The organism is Actinomadura sp. NPDC000929, from assembly GCF_040492065.1.
Classification (GTDB): Bacteria; Actinomycetota; Actinomycetes; order Streptosporangiales; family Streptosporangiaceae; genus Spirillospora; species Spirillospora verrucosospora.
This window is the reverse complement of the sequence record NZ_JBEUPA010000257.1, coordinates 1-6083: the sequence shown is the minus strand read 5'-3', so window position 1 is coordinate 6083 and position 6083 is coordinate 1. Positions and strand designations below refer to the sequence as shown.

Below are 6083 nucleotides of genomic sequence, written 5' to 3'. Positions count from 1 at the left end.
CCGTTCGGCTGCCGGCGCGTGATCTCCAGGGTCACGCCATCACTCGCAGTCCGGGGTCAAACGAGGGTCAGACGATCAAGCTGGGAAGCCGCGGGCTGCGGCGCGTCGTCACCGTACGGCCCCAGCCGCCGACCTGCTCGCGGGCGTCGGCCGTCAGCAGGGCGAGGAAGCCGAACGCGCCGATGCCGAAGGCCAGCCAGCCGACGCCGTCCTCGCGGACGGCCGCGGGCACGCTGTACATCGCCAGCAGCGGCAGCCCGGCGGGCGCGGCGCGGCGCAGCCGCACGGCCAGCAGGTCGACCAGGACGGCGACCAGGCCGATGCCCGCGGCGGCCAGCATCGCGATGCCGGGGACGAGCGGGACGGGCGCCGCGTACCGGTTGGCCGCACGCCAGCCCTCGTCCGCCAGCTCGCCGAGCCGCCGCACCGACTCCGGTGACGGGACGACGCCGAGCCACGCCTCGCCGCCCGCGAACGCGAGGTTGAGATAGAGCAGGAGCGCCGCGAGCCCGAACAGCAGGCCGACCGGAGCGGGCATGCGCAGCCGCCGCGCCAGCAGGCCCCCGCCCGACACGGCCAGCACCGCGCCGAGCCCCGCCCAGAACCAGCTCGCCCTCTCGAACAGCGGGTACAGCGCGAGCGAGCAGGCGAGCGTCGCCAGCCCCGCCATCACCGTCATCCGGACCCTCATGTGCTGCCCCTGCTCATGCGCCGCCCTCAGTCATGCGCCGCCCCTGACACGAAATCCTCGCCGGCCTTGCCCGCGCGCGCCCACGCCCCGGCGAGCTCCGCCGCGGACCCGACGGTCACCACCCGCCAGCCGCCCGCGCGCAGCAGCCCCGCGGCCATCCCGCCGTCCTGCGGTTCGCCGTCCTCGGGGCCGCCCCGCATGAGGACCGCGACGCACGTGCCGGTGCCGCGCCGGGCCGCGGAGACCGCGCGGGCCTCCTCGTCCGACAGCACGCCGAACACCCCGACGACCAGCCCGTCGCCCTCCCGGCCCGCGCCGTGCCCGCGCAGCGCGGCCAGCCCCGCCGAGAGCGAGCCGCCCTTGGACCGGCGGGCGACGGCCAGCGCGTCGAGCAGCAGCCCTTCGAACGCGCCCTCGGAGGGCGCGGCCGGCAGCGCCTCCCCGCCGTCGGTGACGTACCGCAGGCTCATCCCCGTCCGGACGAGGTGGACGCCGATCGACGCGGCCGCCGAGACGGCCTGCTCGAACGAGCCCGCCGGCCCGTCGCCCCAGTGGGCCGACCGGCGGGTGTCGAGGAAGAGCGTGCCGCTGCTCTGGAAGTGCTGCTCCTCGCGCCGCACCATCAGCTCCCCGTGCCGCGCGGTGGAACGCCAGTGCACGCGGCGCAGGTCGTCGCCGTGCCGGTACTCGCGCGGCGCCACGTCGTCCTCGCCCGCCGCGGACACCGCGCGGGCGACGCTGTCGCCGCCGCCCGTCCACGCCCCCGACAGCCGGCCCGGCGGCAGCGGCACGATCGACGGCGTCACCGTGAGCGTGTCGGAGAGGCTGAACGAGCGGACCAGCTCCACCATCCCGAACGGGTCGGCGAGCCGGACGGTCAGCGGCCCCACCCGGTAGCGCCCGCGCACGTCCGAGCGGATCCGGTAGCCGAGCTCACGGAACGCGTGCGGCTCGATCCGCTCCAGCACGAACCGGGCCCGCCCGCCGAGCGCGTAGGGGACCCGGTCCTCCACCATCAGCAGCCCGCTCGGCAGCCGCGACACGTTCTCCAGCCGCAGGTCGACGCGGGACTCGTGGCCGACCGGCAGCCGCGCCGGCTCCAGCCGCCGCGCGCAGGCCAGCCGGTACCGCGTCCGCGCCACCGCGACCGTGCACAGCAGGGGGAGCGCCAGCACGAGCACCCCGGCGCGCAGCAGGTCGCGCTCCCCGAGCGCCACCGCGCAGACGATCGCGGTCGCCCCGGCGGCCACGAACGACCGCCCCCGCGTGGTGAGGCCGGCCAGCGCCCGTCGCACCCGTCACCTGCCGGGGGAGGGCACCGGCAGCCGCTTCACCAGGTCGGCCACCACCTGTTCGGGACGGCGGCGCTCCACCTGCGCCTCGGCGGTCGGCAGCAGCCGGTGCGCGAGGACGGGGACGGCGAGGTCCTGGATGTCGTCGGGGACGACGTAGTCGCGGTCGTCGAGCGCGGCGTAGGCCCGCGCGGCCCGCACCAGGTGCAGGGTCGCCCGCGGGGACGCGCCGAGCCGCAGCTCCGGATGCCTGCGGGTGGCGGAGACGAGGTCGATCGCGTACTGCCGCACCGCCGGCGCGACGTGCTGGGCCCGCACCACCTCGATGAGGTCGCGGACGTCGGCGGCGTGCGCGACCGGGGTGAGCCGGTCGAGCGGTGACGTCTCGCCGTGGGTCTCCAGCATCTCCAGCTCGGCGGCGGGATCGGGGTAGCCCATCGAGATGCGGGCGGTGAACCGGTCGCGCTGCGCCTCGGGCAGCGGGTAGGTCCCCTCCATCTCCACCGGGTTCTGCGTGGAGATGACCATGAAAGGCGGCTCCAGCGCGTAGGTGGTGCCGTCGACCGTGACCTGGCGCTCCTCCATGCACTCCAGCAGCGCGGACTGCGTCTTCGGGGACGCCCGGTTGATCTCGTCGCCGACCACGATGTTGGCGAACACCGGGCCCGGCTTGAACTCGAACTCGCGCCGCTCCTGGTTGTAGGCGCTGACCCCGGTGATGTCGCTCGGCAGCAGGTCGGGCGTGAACTGCACGCGCCGCACCGAGCAGTCGACCGAACGCGCGAGCGCCTTGGCGAGCATCGTCTTGCCGACCCCGGGCACGTCCTCGATGAGCAGGTGCCCCTCCGCCAGCAGCACCGTCAGCGCGAGCCGCACGGCCGAGGGCTTGCCCTCGATCACCGACTCCACGGCGTCGCGGATCTTGTTCGCGACGTGGGCGAGCCCGTCGAGCCCGCCTCCCGTCCCGCGGTCCGCGTCACGGCCCTCCGCGTCCGCGGCTCCGGCGTCACGGCCGCCGCGCCGGGCCGGGTGGGGTGCCGGGGGGTCGGTCTCCATGAACGACTCGCCGTGCGTGCCTACTGCCACCAAACCCTCCTCAGCCGTTCCAAACGACAGTACGTCTTTGGAACGCCCACTGCGATGTTCATGTGGAACGCGAGCCAATTGTGCTCCACGGAGACGACGACAAACGACGCGTGCGCCTCACCACTTCACTCCACCCCGTCCCACAGGGCCGTGTCGCACCCCCCGAGCGGGGGCGTTCGGAACCGGCTCGCGCCGGGGCGGCGCGCTGAGGGCCCCCGCTGGGCCCCACTCCACACCACCCCCGTTGACCTGCGATTTCGTCGCGGAAAACGGCGCGTGGACGGTGTTTTTCTTGTTGACGGTGGGGAAGAGTGGAGTAGAGTGGGGCGCCGTGGGGGGCGGTAGCGCCCCATGCGGCGCGGGAGGTGGGGCCCGGTGTTTCTCGGCACCCACTCACCGCGCCTCGACGACAAGGGACGACTGTTCCTGCCGGCGAAGTACCGCGAGGAGCTGTCGGGGGGATTGGTGATCACGAAGGGCCAGGAACGCTGCCTGTACGTCTTCCCCATGGCGGAGTTCCAGCGGATAACCGAGGCTCTGCGTGCCGCGCCGGTCACCGAGAAGGCGGTCCGGAGCTACAGCCGGGTCTTCTTCGCCAGCGCCTCCGACGAGGTGCCCGACAAGCAGGGCCGCGTCACCATTCCTCCGCCGCTGCGCAAGTACGCGGGCCTCACCCGCGACTGCACGGTCATCGGGGCCAACACGCGTCTGGAGATCTGGGACACCCAGGCCTGGGAGACCTACCTGGAGCAGGAGGAGCAAACCTTCTCCGACGTCTCGGAGGAGGTGTTGCCAGGGATTCTCTGAGATATGACTCGTCGGTCCGTTGACCGGCACTGGCCCACGTTCGGCCAGGTCTCCAGCCGCTCTCCAGTCAGCTGGCGCAGCTTCCCCGGTGCCAGACGGCGACCCCCCGCGGGCAACGCGGTGATCTTCCTCCAGGGCAGCGGATGGGGACCTGGCCGGGCGAGGCCGCCGCCGGGGGCGCGGGACGGTCCGGTCCGGCGATGCCACACAGTCCGCGAGCGAGGTGGCAGTACAGGGGGTGAAGCATGGACGGCGTGGAGAACGGAGCGGGGAACAGCGCAAGGAACCACGCGGCGCACGACCGGGGGCCCGAGAGCGGCCACATCCCGGTCATGCTCGACCGCGTTCTCGAACTTCTCGTCCCCGCGGCGCAGGCCGTCGCCGGCCGTGCTCCCGTGTACCTCGACGCCACGCTCGGCATGGGCGGCCACGCCGAGGCGATGCTGCGGGCCGTCCCGTCGCTGCGCCTGATCGGCCTCGACCGCGACACCACGGCGCTGGAGCGGTCCGCGCGCAGGCTCGCCCCGTTCGGCGACCGCGTGGCGCTGGAGCACGCCGTCTACGACGAGATCCCCTCCGTGCTGCGCCGGCTTCGCGTCCGGGCGGTCGACGCCGTCCTGTTCGACCTCGGCGTGTCCTCCCCGCAGCTCGACGAGGCCGACCGCGGCTTCGCCTACTCCTACGACGCCCCCCTCGACATGCGGATGGACCGCACCCAGAGCCTGACCGCGGCCGAGGTCGTCAACGGCTACCCGCCCGCCGAGCTCGCCCGCATCCTGCGCGAGTACGGCGAGGAGCGGTTCGCCCAGCGCATCGCCGCCGCGATCGTCAGGGAGCGCGAGCGCGCCCCGCTGGAGTCGACCCGGCGGCTCGCCGACCTGGTGCGCACCTCCATCCCCGCCGCCACCCGCCGCACCGGCGGGAACCCGGCCAAGCGCACCTTCCAGGCGCTGCGCATCGAGGTGAACGGCGAGCTCGACACCTGGCGCCGGGCGCTGCCCGCCGCCCTGGACGCGCTCCCGGTCGGCGGCCGGGTGGTCGTCCTGTCCTACCACTCGCTCGAAGACCGCATCACCAAGCAGGTCCTCGCCGCCCAGGCGGCCGACACGACCCCGCCGGAGCTGCCGGTCCCGCTGCCCGAGCACGAGCCGAGGTTCCGGCTCCTGACGCGCGGGGCCGAAGTGGCGTCCGACGAGGAGACCACGACCAATCCACGGGCCGGATCGGTGCGGATGCGCGCCGCGGAGCGCGTCCGGGAGGCGACATGACCACGACGAGCAGGCGGCCGCCGACCAGGGCGCCGAGGAAGCGGGCCCCGGAGCGGCCGGACGGAGCCGCCCCGGCGCCGGCCGCGCCGCCGAAGAGCCGGCCCGCGGGGACCGCTCCCGCCAAGCCGGCGCCCGCCAAGCCCGCCAAGCCCGCCAAGCCGGCGAAGGCGGCGCCCGCCCCGGCGCGGACGAAGGCCTCGCCGGCCAAGAGCACGAAGGCGACGAAGGCCGCGAAGGCCGCGGGCGGCGCGACGGGAGGCACGACAGGGGCGACCGCGTCGCGACGCGGCGGCCAGAGCGCGCCGCGCGCCCCGTTCGTCCTTCTCATCGTCGGGCTGCTCGGCGGCGCGCTGGTCAGCCTGCTGCTGCTCAACACCGTCCTCGCCAAGGACGCCTTCACGCTGACGCGGCTGCAGCAGAGCAACAAGCAGCTCGAACAGCAGCGACAGGCCTACGAGGAGGAGATCGCCCGGGAGGGGGCCCCGCAGCAGCTGTCGAAGAAGGCCGAGGGGCTCGGCATGAAGCCGGGCAAGGACCCGGCCTTCTTCTCCACCGAGCCCGGCCGCCCCGGCGGCACCATCCGCCCCGTCCCGCACTCGGCCGCGGCGTCGGCCGGCGCGGCGGGCGTCCTCGGCGTTCCCGGCACCGTGATCCCCGGCGACGGCGTCCCGCCCGCCGACGCCCGCACGAACGGCGCGGGCACGCGGAACGGGCAGGGCGCGGGCACGCGGAACGGTCACGGGAACGGCGCGGGAGCACGGAGCGGCACAGGAGCACAGACCGGGCACGGAGCGCCGTGAACGGGCGAGGGCACGGCGGGGAGCGGGTGGAACGGTGACGAAGGGCCCGGGACGCGGTACCGCTGGGCCGCCCTCCGGCCGCGGCCGGGGAAGCTGGGCCTGCCCGGGTTCTCCGAGGACCTCCGAGGATAAATAGGGT

6 protein-coding genes are annotated in these 6083 nt (G+C 74.7%); 3 read left to right on the top strand and 3 right to left on the bottom strand.

Annotation, left to right across the window (positions count from 1 at the left end):
• Positions 1-67: 67 nt before the first annotated feature.
• The 3 genes from ABWI04_RS41260 to ABWI04_RS41250 are packed head-to-tail and all read right to left on the bottom strand — an operon-like array spanning position 68 to position 3069.
• The gene (locus ABWI04_RS41260) at positions 68-691 is read right to left on the bottom strand and encodes a TgpA N-terminal domain-containing protein (RefSeq protein WP_353835815.1); all 624 of its coding nucleotides are present in this window, start codon (positions 689-691) and stop codon (positions 68-70) included.
• Positions 692-717: 26 nt separating this feature from the next.
• Positions 718-1986, bottom strand: coding sequence for a DUF58 domain-containing protein (locus ABWI04_RS41255; RefSeq protein WP_345175508.1), 1269 nt, complete (start codon positions 1984-1986; stop codon positions 718-720).
• Between the two features lie 3 nt (positions 1987-1989).
• Positions 1990-3069, bottom strand: a complete 1080-nt coding sequence (locus ABWI04_RS41250; protein ID WP_345175505.1) for an AAA family ATPase — start codon at positions 3067-3069, stop codon at positions 1990-1992.
• Between the two features lie 375 nt (positions 3070-3444).
• On the opposite strand from ABWI04_RS41250, the gene mraZ reads away from it, so the two are divergent.
• The 3 genes from mraZ (at position 3445) to ftsL (ending at position 5944) form a co-directional block, all read left to right on the top strand.
• On the top strand, positions 3445-3876 hold the full coding sequence (gene mraZ / locus ABWI04_RS41245) for a division/cell wall cluster transcriptional repressor MraZ (protein WP_089312308.1): 432 nt from the start codon (positions 3445-3447) through the stop codon (positions 3874-3876).
• A gap of 245 nt (positions 3877-4121) precedes the next feature.
• A complete protein-coding gene (rsmH, locus tag ABWI04_RS41240) occupies positions 4122-5144 on the top strand; it encodes a 16S rRNA (cytosine(1402)-N(4))-methyltransferase RsmH (protein ID WP_345175502.1) in 1023 nt (340 codons plus the stop codon).
• Positions 5141-5944 (top strand): cell division protein FtsL, encoded by an 804-nt coding sequence (gene ftsL / locus ABWI04_RS41235; RefSeq protein ID WP_353835814.1) that lies wholly within the window; start codon positions 5141-5143, stop codon positions 5942-5944. Before rsmH ends, ftsL begins: the two co-directional genes overlap by 4 nt.
• Positions 5945-6083 lie beyond the last annotated feature (139 nt).